Below are 16,786 nucleotides of genomic sequence, written 5' to 3'. Positions count from 1 at the left end.
ACTTCGAGCGCCCATGACGACGACTGAGCCAAGGACCGAGCCGCTGCAGAAGCAGGGCTCCGGCGGCAGGGAGGGCGAACAGGTCGCTCCGCAGCGCGCCAGGAAAGCGGGGCTGCTGGGGCGTTTCTGGTTGGTGCTCACGATCGCAGCGGTCGTCGCGGTGTCGGGATTCGTCGTGTACCGATTGCACGGCGTCTTCGGTGTTCACAAGGGCTCGTTCGGTGGCGGCACCTCGGGCGAGGTCCTCGATGAGTTCAACGCCAAGACGATCACGCTCCAGGTCTGGGGCTCACCGGGCAGCACGGCAACCATCAACTACCTCGACGAAAACTCCCATCCGCAGCAGGCCCTCAACGTGCCCTTGCCCTGGAGCAAAGTATTGAGTTCAACGAAGCCCGGCATCCCGGCAAACCTGGTGGCGCAAGGAGACGGCAGTTGGATCGCCTGCCAATTCGTCGTGAACAACCACGACGGGCGCGGTGACGTGATCAAGACTCCGAATCACTCGCCGCCCAACGAAACGGTGAATGCCTTCGTCTACTGCCTGGACAAGTCCGCATGAGCGAGGCAGGCGTGGCTGCGCCGCGCGTCGACCAGCCGCTGATCCCGCCGTTCCTGCCGCGGATGATCCATCGGCTTGCGCTGCCGATCGTCCTGGTGTGGTTGGGCATCGTATTTCTCACCAACACCATCTCGCCACAGCTGGAGGTCGTCGCCAAAACCCACTCGGTGTCGATGAGTCCGACCGCCGCTGCATCCTTTCAGTCGATGATGAAGGTCGGATCGACGTTCAAAGAGTTCAACTCCGACAACTCGGCCATGATCTTGCTGGAGGGCGACAAGCCACTCGGGGCCGAAGCGCACCGCTACTACGACGAGATCGTCAGGCGCGCAGAGCAAGACACGAAACACGTTCAGCACGTGCAGGATTTCTGGAGTGATCCGCTGACGGCGGCGGGTTCCCAGAGCCACGATCAAAAGGCCGCGTACGTCCAGGTCTACCTCGCCGGCAACATGGGCGGCGGCCTGGCGAACGAGTCTGCCCTGGCCCTCCGCAAGATCGTGGACTCGGTGCCCGCGCCGCCGGGGATCAAGGCATACGTCACCGGCGCGGGTCCGCTGTTCGCCGATCAGTCCCATGCGGGCGAGAAGGGCGTCATGCTCGTCACCCTTGTCACTTTTTTGGTGATCGTGGTGATGCTGCTGTTCGTCTACCGATCGATCACCACCATGCTGATCATGCTGGCGATGGTGTTCATCGAGTTGGCCGCGGCTCGAGGCGTCGTAGCGACGCTCGGTAACTACGGCGTCATGGGGCTTTCCACGTTCGCCAACAACATGCTGGTGCTGATGGCGATCGCCGCCGGGACGGATTACGCGATCTTCGTGGTCGGCCGCTACCACGAGGCGCGCGGTCTCGGCGAGACCCGCGAACAAGCGTTCTACACCATGTTCCACAGCACGGCCCACGTTGTGCTGGGCTCCGGGCTGACCATCGCCGGCGCGATGTACTGCCTGAGCTTCTGCCGCCTGCCGTACTTCGAGTCACTCGGCATACCCTGCGCCGTCGGCATGCTGGTCGCGGTCCTCGCGGCCTTGACTCTGGCACCGGCGGTCCTGACCGTGGCATCGTTCTTCAAGCTGCTGGACCCGAAGCGCAAGCTGCAGACCCGGGGCTGGCGTCGCATCGGCACCGCGGTCGTCCGCTGGCCCGCACCGGTTCTCGCGGTGACCATCGGGGTCGCTCTCGTTGGTCTGCTCGCCCTGCCCGGATACAAGACGGACTACGACAACCGCCACTTCCTGCCGGCAGATACCCCGGCCAATGTCGGTTATACCGCCGCGGACCGGCACTTCGACCAGGCTCGGCTCAATCCCGAGCTGTTGATGATCGAGACCGATCACGACCTGCGTAACCCGGCCGATTTCCTGGTCCTGGACAAGGTCGCCAAGGCGGTCTTCCACATCCCCGGTATCGGCCGGGTGCAGACCATCACCCGGCCGTTGGGCACGCCGCTCGACCACAGCACCCTCGGTTTTCAGATGGGTGCACAAGCCGCAGGGCGGATCCAGACCCAGCACTATCAGGAGGAGCAGGCGGCAAACCTGCTCAAGCAGGCGGACGAGCTGCGCAAGACGATGGCAACGCTGCATGAGCAGATGCAGGTCACCCAGGACCTCAGTAACACGACGCACGAAACCACCAGGCTCACCAAAGAAACCGTGAAGATCACCGAGGCGTTGCGCGACGACATCGCCAACTTCGACGACTTCTTCCGGCCGATCCGCAGCTTCTTCTACTGGGAGAGGCACTGCTACGACATTCCGGCCTGCTGGGCGCTACGGTCGGTCTTCAACGCGCTCGACGGCATCGACCAGGTGGCTCAGAACATCGTGGAACTCAGCGCGAACCTGGACAAGTTGGATCAGATCCAGCCGAAGCTGGTGGCGCTGATACCGCCGCAGATTGAGAGTCAGCAGCACAACCTGGACACCATCATGTCGAACTACGCGACCACGATGGGTCTCAACGACCAGGCGAAGGCGCAGTCCGACAACGCCACCGCCCAAGGTGATGCCTTCGATAAAGCGAAAAATGACGACACGTTCTACCTTCCGCCGGAGGCGTTCAAGAGTCCGGATTTCGCACGGGGTCTCAAACAGTTCATCTCGCCGGATGGGCGCGCGGTCCGGTTGATCATCTCCCATGAGGGCGACCCGGCGACTCCCGAAGGCATCAGCCACATCGAACCGATCAAGCAGGCCGTGCACGAGGCGATCAAGGGCACGCCATGGGAGGGCGCCAAGGTCTACCTCGGCGGTACCGCCGCGACGTACAAGGACATGCACGACGGCTCGAACATCGACCTGCTGATCGCCGGAATTGCCGCAGCCACACTGATTTTCATCATCATGCTGGTGATCACCCGAAGCGCCGTGGCGGCCTTTGTGATCGTCGGCACGGTGTTGCTGTCACTGGGCGCCTCATTCGGACTCTCCGTGCTCCTGTGGCAGTACATCCTGGGCTTGAAGTTGCACTGGATGGTGCTGGCGATGGCGATCATCCTGCTGCTGGCGGTCGGCTCGGACTACAACCTGCTGCTGATATCGCGGTTCAAGGAGGAAATCCACGCCGGGCTCAAAACCGGGACGATCCGCGCGATGGCCGGTTCGGGCTCGGTGGTGACCTCCGCCGGTCTGGTGTTCGCCGCGACCATGGCCACGTTCATGTTCAGCCCGCTGCTGGTGATGGCCCAGGTGGGTACGACGATCGCGCTGGGTCTGTTGTTCGACACCTTGATCGTGCGGTCGTTCATGACGCCGTCGCTGGCCACCCTGCTCGGGCGCTGGTTCTGGTGGCCGCAGCACGTGCGTCCGCGGCCGGCCAGCACAATGCTGCGTCCGTATGGACCGCGTCCCGCTGTGCGCGATTTGCTCCTGAAGAACGTCGAGGAGCACCCGGCGGGCGGATTGGTACAGCCGCGCTGATCTGACGTGCTGCGGTCGGCGGTGCGCCTACATGCGGTACCACGAGGACGGCGCCGGGACGACCCAACACAGACTGGTTCCCGGCGGCGTCACCGCATTACTTGAGCCCTACCGCGGAATTACTGAGCCCTGCCGCGGACGGGTCCCGGCCAGCCAGGAGGACCAGTTGGCTCGGCCCAGTCCCAGACCGCCATGTCGCCGGGCGGGTATTGGGCGCACACGTCAGTGGCCTTGGCCACGACGCCCTTGTTGTTGAAGAAGAGCTTCATGTGGTTCGGCCACGCGTACCAGAGCGGGTCGTTGTTGAAGAAGTTCTCGGAATACGTCCGGCGGTCCTCCGGCGACAGCGAGTAGAACCAATGCACCTTGTCGATCGTCGCCTGCTGGACGTTCGGGTGGTTGTCGAAGTCGATCATGTAGCGCTGGTAGTACACCGGACTGGTGTCGCGGGTGGCCGCCATGATCTGCTCCGCGTCGCAGGTGGTGTTGATCATCCTGCGCGGGATCGGGAAGTCCTCCGTGGAATCGGCCACGGCGGTTTTCGGGAACGCCGTAGCGGCGATCCCCAAAGCGAAGACAGCGACGCCTGCACGCAGGCCAGTGATTAGCCGGGACATAGTTGTTACGGTAACACTTTTTGTGCGCCGGGGGACAGGTTCCTAGTCCATCTCAGCATTGGCCCCGATCAGGCACGATGACGTGCGTGGGGTCGGGCCGCAGCTCCGGCGGGGCCTGGCTGTAGTCGCCGAATGGACCGTCGCGGCGCTCGACCGCGGCCCGAACGCCCTGGGTTTCGGCGGTCTTGACGAAGTCCAGGGCGTCGGGGGTGTTGCGCATCAGGCCGTCGAGGATGCCGCCGAGCGTCTGGGTGGACGCCAACCCCATGTTTTCGTAGGCCTGGTTCACGATCAGCTTCTGCGCCTGCAGCTGCGACAGCGGAATCCGGGCCAGCTCGCCGGCGATCTCGGCGACGCGGGCCTCGAGGCGCTCGAACGGCACCGCCTCGTTGATCAGCTCGACCTCGGCCGCCTGCACGCCGGTCAGCGGCCGCCCGGTCAGCGAATGCCACTTGGCCTTGGCGAAGCTGAGCCGATAGAGCCACATCCCGCTCAGGTATGCGCCCCACATCCTGCTGTACGGGGTGCCGATCACCGCGTCGTCGCTGGCGATGACCAGGTCCGCGCACAGCGCGTAGTCGCTGGCCCCGCCCACGCACCAGCCGTGCACCTGGGCGATGACCGGCTTGGATGCCCGCCAAATGGCCATGAACTTCTGCGTCGGCCCGGTCTCGCGGGAGGTGACCATCGCGAAGTCCTTGCCGGGATCCCACTTGCCGTCGGTCATCATCGACTCGCCCCAGTGCACGAAGCCGCCGCCGAAGTCGTAACCGCCGGAGAACGCCCGGCCCGCGCCGCGCAGCACGATGACCTTGACGGCCGGGTCCCGCTCCGCCAGCCCGACGGCCGCCTCGATCTCGTCGGGCATGGGCGGCACGATCGTATTGAGCTGCTCCGGACGGTTCAGCGTGATGGTGGCCACCGGGCCGGCCGTCGTGTACAGGAGCGTCTCGAAGTCGCTGGTCGGCATGGCTTCCTTACGGGTCGGGCTGACGGTTTTCCGGTAACGACGCGTAGATGCGGTCGCCGATCTTCAGATACGGCGTCGTCAGGTAAGCCGACAGGACGACGAGGCCGGAGAAGATCACCGCCACGCAGACGGCGTTGGGCCAGAGCCTGCCCGTGCCGGCCGCGAAGCAGACGGTGCCGATGATCGCGGTCGCCCAGTAGAACCGGCGGCCGGCACGGCGGTCACCGATGAAGCGGTAGCGTGCCTGCGCCGCCGAGACCAGGACGAAGATCAATCCGGTCGCCAGCAGGGTGAGTTCGATGCGTTGGGTCGCTGACACGCCGACGATCTTATGGCCTGGTCAGCATCCGCCACAGGAACGAGTAGGTCAGCGCCGATTTGAACGCGACTTGTTGGTTGTCGGCCGCCCCGGCGTGGCCGCCCTCGATGTTCTCGTAGTAGTAGACGCGATGACCCGCCGCCTCCAGCGCGGCCGTCATCTTGCGGGCGTGGCCCGGATGCACCCGATCGTCGCGGGTGGACGTGGTCATCAGCACCGGCGGGTAGTGACGCGTAGCCGAGATGTTCTGGTAGGGCGAGTATTCGGAGATGAACGCCCAGTCGTCCGGGTTGTCGGGGTCGCCATATTCGGCCATCCACGAGGCGCCCGCGAGCAGCAGGTGGTAGCGCTTCATGTCCAGCAACGGCACGCTACAGACCAGCGCGCCGAATCGCTCCGGGTACTGGGTCAGCATGATGCCCATCAGCAGACCACCATTGCTGCCGCCCTGCGCGCCGAGCTGGTCGACGCCTGCGATGCCGCGATTCACCAAATCGGTTGCCACCGCGGCGAAGTCCTCCGCCACCTTGTGCCGGTTCTCGCGCATGGCCTGGGTGTGCCAGCCGGGCCCGTACTCACCGCCGCCGCGGATGTTGGCCAGCACGTAGGTGCCGCCGCGGGCCAGCCACAGCCGGCCGAGCACGCCGCTGTAGGCGGGGGTATTCGCGGATTCGAAGCCGCCGTAGCCGTACAGCATGGTCGGCCCCGGCCCCCGCGCATCGGCGGGCCGCACCACGAAGTACGGGATCGGCGTCCCGTCCTGCGAGTTCACGAAATGCTGTGCCACCGTGAGGTTCCCGGCGTCGAAGAAGGCGGGCGCCGACTTGATCTGCTCGAGTGGGCCGGCGCCGGTGCCGCGCATGAGCCGCGAGGGCGTGACGAATCCGCTGGAGTCGAGGAAGAACTCGTCGCCGGTGTCGTCGGCGGCGACGACGACGGTGTTGGTCGCGTCGGGGATGCCGGCGACCGGCTCGCGCCGCCAGATACTCGGTGACGATCGCAAGCGCGGCGAAGCCGGGCGCAGGGGGTCGTCACGCGAGGGCGGCGTGACGATCTCCACCCGGCTGGCCACGTCGGCGAGGGTGACCATCAACAGGCGGTCGCGCGTCCAGGCGTAGTGGTTCAGCGCGGTGTGCTCGTCCGGCTCGAACACCACGCTCAATTCGGCCGTGCCCGATAAGAATTCGTCATAGTTGGCCGCCAGCAGGGAGCCGGCGGGATAGCTCTGAGCGCCGTAGAACCAATCGGTGCGCAGTTCGATCAGCAGCCACTCCCGGTGTATCGACAGGCTCGCGTCGGTGGGCGCGTCGATCCGGATCAGCTCGGGGCCGCGCAGTTCGTAGACCTCTTCGTTCCAGAAGTCGAGGGCCCGCCCCAGCAGGGTGCGCTCGAAGCCTGGGGTGCGGTCCACCGAGGCGGACACGCGGACGTCGCTGCGCGCGCCTTCGAACACGATTTCCGCGTCGGCCAGCGGGGTGCCCCGCCGCCACCGCTTGATCACCCGCGGGTAGCCCGAATCGGTGAGCGAGTCGGCGCCGAAGTCCGTTCCCACCAGGACGGTATCGGGATCCACCCACGCCAGTTGCGACTTGGCCTCCGGCAGCGCGAATCCGTCACGGACGAATTCGCATGTGGCCATGTCGAATTCACGCACGATGGAGGCGTCCGAGCCGCCCCTGGACAGCGCGACCAGGGCGCGCGTGTACTCCGGTTCGATGACGCCGGCGCCGGCCCACACCCACTTCTCGTCGTCGGTGCGGCCCAACTCGTCGACATCGATCAGCACGTCCCAGGCGGGGGCATCGGTCCGATAGCTTTCCAGCGTGGTGCGCCGCCACAGCCCGCGCGGGTTGTCGGCGTCGCGCCAGAAGTTGTAGAGGTACTCGCCGCGGCGGACCACGTACGGGATGCGGGCGTCGGTGTCGAGCACCTCGAGCGCCTCGGTGCGCATTCGCTCGAACTCCGCGTCGCGGAAGGTCGCCAGCGTCGGTTCGTTGCGTGCCCGCACCCAATCCAGCGCCTCCTCGCCGGTGACGTCTTCGAGCCACAGGTAGGGGTCACGGTCGTCGTCGGGGGCCGCAGGGGCTTGCGATGTCATGACCGCCATTGTGGCCTCCGGCGGTAGTGTGAGGTGTATTACACAGGTGAGCGAGGAGTGAGAGCAGATGACTGTTTTCGCACGTCCAGGTTCCGCTGGGGCGTTGATGTCGTATGAAGCCCGCTACGACAACTTCATCGGGGGCGAATGGGTCCGGCCCGCGCAGGGCCGCTATTTCGAGAACCCGACACCGGTGACCGGCCAGCCGTTCTGCGAGGTGGCCCGGTCCGACGAGGCCGATGTCGAGAAGGCGCTCGACGCGGCCCACGGGGCGGCAGGGGGGTGGGGCAAGACCCCACCGGCCGAACGGGCGGCGATCCTGAACAAGGTCGCCGACCGGATCGAGGAGAACAAGGCCGCGCTGGCGGTGGCCGAAGTGTGGGACAACGGCAAACCGATCCGCGAGGCGCTGGGCGCCGACATCACGCTGGCGGTCGACCATTTCCGCTACTTCGCCGGGGCGATCCGCGCGCAGGAGGGTTCACTGTCCCAGATCGACGAGGACACCGTCGCCTACCACTTCCACGAGCCGCTCGGCGTGGTCGGGCAGATCATTCCATGGAACTTCCCGATCCTGATGGCCACCTGGAAGCTGGCCCCCGCGCTGGCGGCCGGCAACGCGGTGGTGCTCAAACCCGCCGAGCAGACGCCGGTTTCGGTGCTCTACCTGATGTCGCTGATCGGTGACCTGTTGCCCGCGGGTGTGGTCAACGTCGTAAACGGGTTCGGCGCCGAGGCGGGCAAGCCGCTGGCGTCGAGCAACCGGATCGCCAAGATCGCGTTCACCGGGGAGACCACCACCGGACGGCTGATCATGCAGTACGCGTCGCAGAACCTGATCCCGGTCACCCTCGAGCTCGGCGGCAAGAGCCCCAACATCTTCTTCTCCGACGTGATGGCCAAGGGCGACGACTTCCAGGACAAGGCGCTCGAGGGCTTCACCATGTTCGCCCTCAACCAGGGCGAAGTGTGCACCTGCCCGTCGCGCAGCCTGGTCCAGTCCGACATCTACGACGAGTTCCTGGAGCTGGCCGCCATCCGGACCAAGGCGGTGCGGCAGGGTGATCCGCTGGACACCGAGACGATGCTGGGTTCGCAGGCATCCAACGACCAGCTGGAAAAGGTGTTGTCCTACATCGAGATCGGCAAGGACGAGGGCGCCAAGGTCATCACCGGCGGGGAGCGCGCCGAGCTTGGCGGCGACCTGTCCGGCGGTTACTACATGCAGCCGACGATTTTCGCCGGCAACAACAAGATGCGGATCTTCCAGGAGGAGATCTTCGGCCCGGTGGTGGCGGTGACGTCGTTCTCCGACTACGACGACGCGATCTCGATCGCCAACGACACCCTCTACGGTCTGGGTGCGGGGGTGTGGAGCCGCGACGGCAACACCGCCTACCGGGCCGGGCGGGACATCCAGGCCGGTCGGGTGTGGGTCAACTGCTACCACGTGTATCCCGCCCACGCCGCGTTCGGCGGCTACAAGCAATCGGGCATCGGCCGGGAGAACCACAAGATGATGCTCGACCACTACCAGCAGACCAAGAACCTGATGGTGTCCTACTCCGATAAGGCGCAGGGCTTCTTCTAGATGGCATCGGGTCCCGTAACAGGGGTGGTCATCACCGCGGACGCCGCCGAATTGTTGGAGCGACTGCAGGACCGGCACGGCCCGGTGATGTTCCACCAGTCCGGCGGCTGCTGCGACGGGTCGTCGCCGATGTGCTACCCCCTCGGTGATTTCCTCGTCGGCGACCGCGACGTGTTGCTCGGGGTGCTCGACGTCGGAACGGACGGGGTGCCGGTGTGGATCTCCGGCCCGCAGTATCAGACCTGGAAGCACACCCAGCTCGTCATCGACGTGGTCCCGGGCCGGGGCGGCGGGTTCAGCCTGGAGGCGCCCGAAGGGGTGCGGTTCCTGTCCCGCGGCCGCGTCTTCACCGACGACGAACAGGCCGGGCTGCGGGACGCCCGGGTCATCACCGGCGCCGACTACGAACGTGGCGAACGCCCTTGCGCGCGCGGTCAGGTGGTGACTGACGCGGCATTCCGAACGTGCCCTCCGGGTCGGTGACACCAGTAATGTCGAAATCGTGATCCCCCTCCCGCGTCCGCGGTTGTTGGCCGGCGCCATGCTGATCGGCGCCGCCGTCGGGCTGTTGGCGGGGGTGGGACTCGCCGGGACCGTCCATCCGAGCTACCGCCCGGTCTTCGCCGTCGCGCTGGTGGTCGGGATTCCGAGCGTCGCCGGGCTGCTGACAATCCTCTTCTCCGGACGTCGGTGGGTGACGATGCTCGGCGCGTTCATCCTGGCGCTGGCGCCCGGCTGGTTCGGTGTGCTCGTCGCCCTCCAGGTGACCGCCCATGGCTGACGACGACACCCCGTCGAGCCCGGGCACCCAGGCGTGGAAGCCCGACTTCTCCGATTCCGACGAGGACACCGGCACCCAATCGTGGGTGCCGGACTTCTCGGACGACTCCGAGGACGCCGGCGAGCAGCCCGCCGCCGCGAAGGACGAACCGGAAAGGGCCGAGCCGGCCGCGTCCGAACAGGGCGCCGACGCCGAATCCGCTGTCGCGCCGGTGCAACCCGTCACCGTTCCCGGGCGCTACCTCTACCTGAAGTGGTGGAAGCTGCTGCTGACGATCCTCGGGGTGTGGTGTGTGGCGGCCGTCGTCGGGTTCGGCCTGTTCTATTGGTGGTATCACTCGACCGACCAGACCGCAGCGCTCTTCGCGGTCCTGGTGTACGTGGTGGCGTGCGCCGTCGGTGGCGTGCTGCTCGCGATGGTCGAGGGCAGGCCGCTGGTCTCGGCGCTCTCGCTGGCGGTGATGTCGGGGCCGTTCGCCTCCCTGGCCGCCGCGGCGCCCCTGCACGGCTATTACCACTGCGCGCGGGTGGGCCACTGCCTCCTCGGCCTCATTCCGTATTAACGCCCCGCCCGGACGGCCACTAGGGTAGGGGCCGTGACCCATTTTGACGTCGTCGTCCTCGGGGCCGGTCCCGGCGGATATGTCGCAGCCATTCGCGCCGCACAGCTCGGCCTGAACACCGCAGTCGTCGAGCCGAAATACTGGGGCGGAGTCTGCCTCAACGTCGGCTGCATCCCGTCCAAGGCGTTGCTGCGCAACGCCGAGTTGGTCCACATCTTCACCAAAGAGGCCAAGGCTTTCGGGATGAACGGCGAGGCGACGTTCGACTACGGCGCCGCCTTCGATCGCAGCCGCAAGGTGGCCGAGGGTCGGGTCGCGGGCGTGCACTTCTTGATGAAGAAGAACAAGATCACCGAGATCAACGGGTACGGCCGATTCACCGACGCCAACACGTTGTCGGTGGACCTCAACGACGGCGGGACCGAGACCCTTACGTTCGACAACGCCATCATCGCCACCGGCAGCAGCACCCGGCTGGTGCCCGGAACGTCGCTGTCGGCCAACGTGGTGACCTACGAGGAACAGATCCTCTCCCGCGAGCTGCCCGAGTCGATCGTCATCGCCGGTGCCGGCGCGATCGGCATGGAGTTCGGCTACGTCATGAAGAACTACGGCGTGGACGTGACCATCGTGGAGTTCCTGCCGCGCGCGCTGCCCAACGAGGACGCCGACGTCTCCAAGGAGATCGAGAAGCAATTCAAGAAGCTGGGCATCAAGATCCTCACCGGGACCAAGGTCGAGTCCATCTCCGACAACGGTGCCGAGGTGACCGTCGTGGTCAGCAAGGGCGGTAATTCCGAGGAAATCAAGGCCGCAAAAGTGTTGCAGGCCATCGGTTTTGCGCCCAACGTCGAGGGCTATGGCCTGGAGAATGCCGGCGTCGCGCTGACCGACCGCAAGGCCATCGGTATCAACGAATACATGATCACCAGCGTGCCGCACATCTACGCCATCGGTGACGTCACCGGGAAATTGATGCTGGCCCACGTCGCCGAGGCGATGGGTGTGGTGGCGGCCGAAACCATCGCCGGCGCAGAGACTTTGGCGCTCGGCGACTACCGGATGCTGCCGCGGGCCACGTTCTGCCAGCCCCAGGTGGCCAGCTTCGGGCTGACCGAGCAGCAGGCACGCGACGAAGGCCACGACGTCGTGGTGGCGAAGTTCCCGTTCACCGCCAACGGCAAGGCGCATGGCCTGGGCGACCCCAGCGGCTTCGTCAAGCTGGTCGCCGACGCGAAGCATCTCGAGCTGCTCGGCGGGCACCTGATCGGCCACGACGTGTCCGAGCTGCTGCCCGAGCTGACGCTGGCGCAGAAGTGGGACCTGACCGCCAACGAGCTGGCGCGCAACGTGCACACGCATCCGACCATGTCGGAGGCGCTGCAGGAGTGCTTCCACGGCCTGGTCGGCCACATGATCAACTTCTGACCACATGCGCAGCGACATCGTTCTGGGGGCCATCGGCGGCCTCGCCGCGGGCTACGTCCTGTGGTTGGCGGCCTTTTCGATCGCCGACGACAACGCGGCGGTGGGGCAGTGGGCCCCGACGGTGTTGCTGCTGTCGCTCGCGCTGGCGGTCTGCGCCACGATGTGGGCGTCATTGCTGCGCCGGCGCAGGAAATACGCCTGGTCGGGATTCGGGTTCGGGCTCTCCGTGCCGCCGCTGCTGCTGACGCTTGCCGTGCTCGCCAGCGTCTACCTCTGACGGGCGCGGGTCTAGCGGGGGTTGTCCAGCGGAATGTCCAGGGCCGCCATCGTCGCGGCCAGGCCGTCGTATTGGCTTGCCAGCAAGCAGAATTCGATCAGCTGACGCCGGTCCAGGTGCTCCGCGAGCTGCTGCCACGTGGCGTCGGTGATGGTGCGGTCCTTGACGAACTCGTCGGTGGCCGTCAGCAGCGCCTGCTGGCGCACGGTCAGGCGCGCCTCGACGCGGTCCTGCCGTTCGGGCCACGCGAAGATGGCGGCCTGCAGGTCGGCGTCGAGCCCCTGCTTGGCGGCCATCCGGCGATGGTGCTGCAGTTCGTATTCGCAACCGCGCACATGCGCGACCCGCAGGATCACCAGCTCGGTGTCGATCGCCGGCAGCCGGCCCCGCAGCACGCGGCCGCTGTAAATGCTCCACGCCAAGAACAGCAGGCGGTGCTGACCCAGCGTGGTGAACAGATGCATCTCGGGCGCCCGGACCGTGCGCGCGGCCAGCTTCGCGAGAACCCAGTTGACCGGGCCCAGTTCGCGGAACCGCCCCGACGGGATGCGGCCGTTCGCAGCGCCGGTCACGGTTGCTTCACCAGATACGGGGAGACCGTGCTGCGGTGCTCGTCGAGATCCAGGGCGCGCCCCAAGGCCGGGAACGCCCGCTGCGGGCAGTTGTCGCGTTCGCAGACCCGGCAACCCGCGCCGATCGGTGTGGCCACTGTTCCTGAATCCCCCGAGACGTCGAGTCCTTCCGAGTAGACGAGCCGGTGCGCATGGCGCAGCTCGCAGCCCAGCCCGATCGCGAAGGTTTTACCCGGCTGACCATACCGGGCGGCCCGTCGCTCCACGGTCCGGGCCACCCACATGTAGTTGCGGCCGTCGGGCATCTGGGCGATCTGGACCAGGATCTTGCCCGGGTTGGCGAACGTTTCGTACACGTTCCACAGCGGACAGGTGCCACCGCTGGACGAGAAGTGGAACCCGGTGGCGGACTGGCGTTTTGACATGTTGCCGGCACGGTCGACGCGGACGAACGAGAACGGCACGCCGCGCATCGATGGCCGTTGCAGCGTCGAAAGCCGGTGCGCGATGGTCTCGTAGCTCACCGAGTAGAAGGAGGACAACCGCTCGACGTCGTAGCGGAAGTTCTCCGAGACGTCGTGGAATTGGCGGTAGGGCAGCACCGCGGCCGCGGCGAAGTAGTTGGCCAGCCCCAGTCGCGCCAGCGTGTGCGACTCGTCGCTGGTGAACTTGCCCTCCTCCACCAGGTGATCGATGAGGTCGCCGTACTCGAGGTAGGCCAATTCGGCGGCCATCTTGAACACCTGCTGACCGAGCGAGAGGTGGTTGCTGATCTCGAGCGTCTTGGTCCCGGGGTCGTACCGGTGCAACACGGTGTCACCGAGATCGATCCGCCTGTTGATGTGCACGCCGTGCACTTCGGTCAGCCGGCGGTTCAGCTCGCGGGCCAGGTCGCCGTGGTGCATCCGCATCTGGATCGTGAGATCTTCGGCGGCGGTGTCCAGCTCGTGCAGATAGTTCTGGCGTTGGTAGAAGTAGTCGCGCACCTCCTCGTGCGGCATGGTGATCGAGCCGCTGCCGCTGCCGTCGGAGAACCGCTCCTCGGTCGCGGCGGCCAGTTGCGCCGTGGTGATCCGGTAGCGCCGGTGCAGGTTGACCACCGCGCGGGCCAGGGTGGGGTGGGCGCTGACCATCTCTGCCACCTCGGTCGGGTCGACGTCGATGTCCAGGTCGCGGTCCATGGTCACCTCGCGCAGCTCGGCGACCAGCCGGGTGTCGTCCTGCGAGGCGAAGAACGTCGCATCCACGCCGAACACCTCGGTGATCCGCAGCAGCACCGCCACCGTGAGGGGACGCACGTCGTGCTCGATCTGGTTCAGGTAGCTCGGGGAGATCTCCAGCATCTGGGCTAGGGCGGCTTGGGAGAAGCCGCGCTCGTGGCGCAGTTGGCGGACCCGGGAGCCGACGAAGGTCTTGGACACTTCCCCCAGGGTACCGGGGTTGCGAAGTGGAGGTTGGCAGAGTTCGCAGCGGCGCGGATCGCGTCGCAATTGGTTTTTGGCCGGGGGCGTTGGCATGATTCGCAACGGAGGCCCCAGGGTTGGCCTGGGGTGCCCACGAGGAGGAAACGGGGAGCACAGCCGTGAGCCTGGACAAAGAACTGATGCCGGTTCCCGACGGCCACCCCGATGTGTTCGATCGCGAATGGCCGCTGCGGGTGGCCGACATCGACCGCACGGGCCGGCTGCGGCTGGACGCAGCGTGCCGGCACATCCAGGACATCGGCCAGGACCAGCTGCGCGAGATGGGTTTCGAGGAGACGCACCCGCTGTGGATCGTTCGCCGCACGATGCTCGACCTGATCCGTCCGATCGAATTCCAGGACATGCTGCGCTGTCGCAGGTGGTGTTCGGGCACCTCGAACCGGTGGTGTGAGATGCGGGTCCGCGTCGACGGGCGCAAGGGCGGACTGATCGAGTCCGAGGCCTTCTGGATCAACATCAACCGGGAAACCCAGATGCCGTCGCGCATCTCCGACGACTTCCTCGCGGGCTTGCACAAGACCACCTCCGTCGACCGCCTGCGGTGGAAGGGCTACCTGAAGCCGGGCAGCCGCGACGACGCGCAGGAGATCCACGAGTTTCCCGTCCGCGTCACCGACATCGACCTGTTCGACCACATGAACAACTCCGTGTACTGGAGCGTCGTCGAGGACTATTTGGCATCGCACCTGGCATTGATGGCGCGGCCGCTACGCATCACGATCGAGCACGAGGCGCCGGTGGCGCTGGGCGACAAGCTGGAGATCATCTCGCACATCCATCCGGCCGGTTCGACCGAGCAGTTCGGTCCCGGGCTGGTCGACCGCCCTGTTACAACGCTCACATATGTGGTCGGCGACGAGACGAAAGCGGTCGCCGCGCTCTTCAACCGCTAAACCGGACAAGCGTCCCGCTAAATTACCGCTGACCAGCGGATATTGGGTTACTGACCGGTAGTTTCTGAAACGGTTAAGTTCCCGTTCATCTTCGCAAGATTTGCTAATCGGGGCGGAGTCGTTGCCGAAATTGGCAAATGAAACGGGTGGACCTGCGCCAATGGCTGTGCCATCTTCGAATTAGCACACCAGCGAAGTTGAGCCGCTAGCTGCCGCCGGTGAAGCGTTTCATCCACCCAGTAGTGAAGATTCGTTAAGGAGCATGCCCAATGTCTGTCGTTGGCACCCCCAAGAGCCCGGAACAGATCCAGAAGGACTGGGACACCAACCCGCGTTGGAAGGGTGTCACCCGCACCTACAGCGCCGAGGACGTCGTCGCCCTGCAGGGCACCGTGGTCGAGGAGCACACGCTGGCTCGCCGCGGCGCCGAGGTGCTGTGGGAGCAGCTGCACGACCTGGAATGGATCAACGCGCTCGGCGCTCTGACCGGCAACATGGCCGTTCAGCAGGTCCGCGCCGGCCTGAAGGCGATCTACCTGTCGGGTTGGCAGGTCGCCGGTGACGCCAACCTGTCCGGCCACACCTACCCCGACCAGAGCCTGTACCCGGCCAACTCCGTGCCGCAGGTGGTGCGTCGCATCAACAACGCGCTGCTGCGCGCCGACGAGATCGCCCGGGTCGAGGGCGACACCTCGGTGGAGAACTGGCTGGCCCCGATCGTGGCCGACGGTGAGGCCGGCTTCGGCGGTGCGCTGAACGTCTATGAGCTGCAGAAGGCGATGATCGCGGCGGGCGTCGCGGGCTCGCACTGGGAGGACCAGCTCGCGTCGGAGAAGAAGTGCGGTCACCTCGGCGGCAAGGTGCTCATCCCGACCCAGCAGCACATCCGGACGCTGACCTCGGCCCGCCTGGCGGCCGACGTCTGCGACGTGCCGACCGTCGTCATCGCCCGGACGGATGCCGAGGCGGCGACCCTGATCACCTCCGACGTCGACGAGCGTGACCAGCCGTTCATCACCGGTGAGCGGACCAAGGAAGGCTTCTACCGGGTGCGCAACGGCCTGGAGCCCTGCATCGCCCGGGCCAAGGCCTACGCGCCGTTCGCCGACCTGATCTGGATGGAGACCGGCACACCGGACCTCGACCTGGCCGCCAAGTTCGCCGAGGGCGTCAAGGCTGAGTTCCCCGACCAGATGCTGGCCTACAACTGCTCGCCGTCGTTCAACTGGCGCAAGCACCTGGATGACGCCACCATCGCGAAGTTCCAAAAGGAGCTTGCCGCAATGGGATTCAAGTTCCAGTTCATCACGCTGGCCGGCTTCCACGCGCTGAACTACTCGATGTTCGATCTGGCCTACGGCTACGCCCGCAACCAGATGACCGCGTACGTGGAGCTGCAGGAGCGCGAGTTCGCCGCCGAGGAGCGCGGTTACACCGCGACCAAGCACCAGCGCGAGGTCGGTGCCGGTTACTTCGACCGCATCGCCACCACGGTTGACCCCACCTCGTCGACCACCGCGCTGACCGGCTCCACCGAAGAGGGTCAGTTTCACTGAGGACGAGCGGGCCTCGGCCCGCGAGGACGAAGTGAAACCGATGGCTTGAGGCACTGAGGACGAGCGGGCCTCGGCCCGCGAGGACGAAGTGAAACCGATGGCTTGAGGCACTGAGGACGAGCGGGCCTCGGCCCGCGAGGGGGCCAGAC

16 protein-coding genes are annotated in these 16,786 nt (G+C 66.1%); 10 read left to right on the top strand and 6 right to left on the bottom strand.

The features are described from left to right. The first annotated feature begins 13 nt into the window (after positions 1-13). Both A5750_RS06795 and A5750_RS06790 read left to right on the top strand, forming a co-directional pair. Complete coding sequence (locus tag A5750_RS06795; protein ID WP_066952134.1) at positions 14-562, top strand: MmpS family transport accessory protein; 549 nt, start codon at positions 14-16, stop codon at positions 560-562. After that, entirely contained in the window at positions 559-3,489 is a 2,931-nt protein-coding gene (locus tag A5750_RS06790) for an RND family transporter (RefSeq protein ID WP_067261735.1), read from the top strand. Before A5750_RS06795 ends, A5750_RS06790 begins: the two co-directional genes overlap by 4 nt. 119 nt (positions 3,490-3,608) lie before the next feature. On the opposite strand, the gene A5750_RS06785 is transcribed toward A5750_RS06790, so the two are convergent. From A5750_RS06785 to A5750_RS06770, 4 genes are read right to left on the bottom strand one after another with little or no spacing between them, the layout of a single operon-like run. Beyond that, positions 3,609-4,106 carry a DUF5078 domain-containing protein gene (locus A5750_RS06785; RefSeq protein WP_066952138.1) on the bottom strand — a complete coding sequence of 166 codons (498 nt, stop codon included), beginning with the start codon at positions 4,104-4,106 and terminating at the stop codon, positions 3,609-3,611. Positions 4,107-4,158: 52 nt separating this feature from the next. Continuing rightward, the gene (locus A5750_RS06780) at positions 4,159-5,076 is read right to left on the bottom strand and encodes a crotonase/enoyl-CoA hydratase family protein (protein ID WP_066952140.1); all 918 of its coding nucleotides are present in this window, start codon (positions 5,074-5,076) and stop codon (positions 4,159-4,161) included. Between the two features lie 7 nt (positions 5,077-5,083). Further along, positions 5,084-5,395, bottom strand: coding sequence for a hypothetical protein (locus tag A5750_RS06775; RefSeq protein WP_066952143.1), 312 nt, complete (start codon positions 5,393-5,395; stop codon positions 5,084-5,086). Between the two features lie 10 nt (positions 5,396-5,405). Continuing rightward, complete coding sequence (locus A5750_RS06770) at positions 5,406-7,493, bottom strand: prolyl oligopeptidase family protein (RefSeq protein WP_066952181.1); 2,088 nt, start codon at positions 7,491-7,493, stop codon at positions 5,406-5,408. 67 nt (positions 7,494-7,560) lie between these two features. Here A5750_RS06770 and A5750_RS06765 point away from each other — a divergent pair, with 67 nt between their 5' ends. From A5750_RS06765 to A5750_RS06740, 6 genes are read left to right on the top strand one after another with little or no spacing between them, the layout of a single operon-like run. Further along, complete coding sequence (locus tag A5750_RS06765; protein ID WP_066952145.1) at positions 7,561-9,084, top strand: aldehyde dehydrogenase family protein; 1,524 nt, start codon at positions 7,561-7,563, stop codon at positions 9,082-9,084. Beyond that, complete coding sequence (locus A5750_RS06760; protein WP_066952147.1) at positions 9,085-9,567, top strand: DUF779 domain-containing protein; 483 nt, start codon at positions 9,085-9,087, stop codon at positions 9,565-9,567. It abuts the gene before it with no gap. A 19-nt stretch (positions 9,568-9,586) separates the two neighbouring features. Continuing rightward, on the top strand, positions 9,587-9,865 hold the full coding sequence (locus tag A5750_RS06755; protein WP_156659441.1) for a putative holin: 279 nt from the start codon (positions 9,587-9,589) through the stop codon (positions 9,863-9,865). After that, positions 9,858-10,427 carry a hypothetical protein gene (locus A5750_RS06750; protein WP_066952149.1) on the top strand — a complete coding sequence of 190 codons (570 nt, stop codon included), beginning with the start codon at positions 9,858-9,860 and terminating at the stop codon, positions 10,425-10,427. Before A5750_RS06755 ends, A5750_RS06750 begins: the two co-directional genes overlap by 8 nt. A gap of 33 nt (positions 10,428-10,460) precedes the next feature. Then, entirely contained in the window at positions 10,461-11,855 is a 1,395-nt protein-coding gene (gene lpdA, locus A5750_RS06745; RefSeq protein ID WP_067261732.1) for a dihydrolipoyl dehydrogenase, read from the top strand. Between the two features lie 4 nt (positions 11,856-11,859). Next, the gene (locus A5750_RS06740; protein WP_066952153.1) at positions 11,860-12,132 is read left to right on the top strand and encodes a hypothetical protein; all 273 of its coding nucleotides are present in this window, start codon (positions 11,860-11,862) and stop codon (positions 12,130-12,132) included. Between the two features lie 11 nt (positions 12,133-12,143). Here the strand turns inward: A5750_RS06740 and A5750_RS06735 are convergent, their stop codons facing one another. Continuing rightward, positions 12,144-12,704 (bottom strand): carboxymuconolactone decarboxylase family protein, encoded by a 561-nt coding sequence (locus tag A5750_RS06735; RefSeq protein ID WP_066952155.1) that lies wholly within the window; start codon positions 12,702-12,704, stop codon positions 12,144-12,146. Continuing rightward, a complete protein-coding gene (gene ramB / locus A5750_RS06730) occupies positions 12,701-14,125 on the bottom strand; it encodes an acetate metabolism transcriptional regulator RamB (protein WP_066952157.1) in 1,425 nt (474 codons plus the stop codon). Before ramB ends, A5750_RS06735 begins: the two co-directional genes overlap by 4 nt. 161 nt (positions 14,126-14,286) lie before the next feature. On the opposite strand from ramB, the gene A5750_RS06725 reads away from it, so the two are divergent. After that, positions 14,287-15,081, top strand: coding sequence for an acyl-[acyl-carrier-protein] thioesterase (locus tag A5750_RS06725; RefSeq protein ID WP_066952159.1), 795 nt, complete (start codon positions 14,287-14,289; stop codon positions 15,079-15,081). Positions 15,082-15,350: 269 nt separating this feature from the next. Further along, positions 15,351-16,637, top strand: coding sequence for an isocitrate lyase (gene aceA / locus A5750_RS06720; protein WP_066952161.1), 1,287 nt, complete (start codon positions 15,351-15,353; stop codon positions 16,635-16,637). Positions 16,638-16,786: the final 149 nt, after the last annotated feature.

Source organism: Mycobacterium sp. 852002-51613_SCH5001154 (assembly GCF_001667425.1).
Taxonomy (GTDB): domain Bacteria; phylum Actinomycetota; class Actinomycetes; order Mycobacteriales; family Mycobacteriaceae; genus Mycobacterium.
This window is presented reverse-complemented; position numbering and strand designations above follow the sequence as displayed.